The sequence below is a fragment of the Microvirga sp. jy35 genome, from assembly GCF_056148915.1.
The window spans coordinates 1-507 of the sequence record NZ_JBWBEW010000131.1 but is presented as its reverse complement, the minus strand read 5'-3'; the positions used below and the strand labels follow the sequence as shown (position 1 = coordinate 507).

At 60.4% G+C, this 507-nt stretch carries 1 protein-coding gene; it reads right to left on the bottom strand.

Features of this window, described 5'->3' with window-relative positions:
• On the bottom strand, positions 1–481 hold a 481-nt coding region (locus AC0QTX_RS27535), incomplete at its 3' end, for an IS6 family transposase (protein ID WP_474606970.1).
• Positions 482–507: the final 26 nt, after the last annotated feature.

The window sequence follows — 507 nt, the reverse complement described above, 5'->3', positions numbered from 1 at the left end:
GCCCTTTGTGCGAGCGGTGCTCGACTTGTGGTATGACCTGACCTCGGGCGGCCGCGTAGGAGCCGAGCTTGTCGGTGATCATCCGTCGTGGAGGGCAGCCTTGTTTCTTCAAAAGCCGCTTCAGCAAGCGCTTGGCGGCCTTGGTGTCGCGGCGCGTCTGCACGACCTCATCGAGCACGTATCCGTCCTGATCGACAGCCCGCCACAGCCAGTGCTTCTTCCCAGAGATAGTGACCACGACTTCGTCGAGATGCCAAATATCGCGATGGTTTGGTCTCTTGCGCCTGAGGCTGCGGGCAAAAGCTGGTCCGAACTTCAGCGCCCATCGGCGAACCGACTCATAGGAGACGACAATACCACGCTCGAGCAGCATCTCTTCGACCAGCCGCAGGCTCAGGGGAAATCTGAAGTACAGCCACACCGCGTGGGCGATGATCTCTGGCGGAAAGCGGTGGCGTTTGTAGCTGACAGACCTGCTCATGCCGACCTGTCTACCTGGTCGCAGTC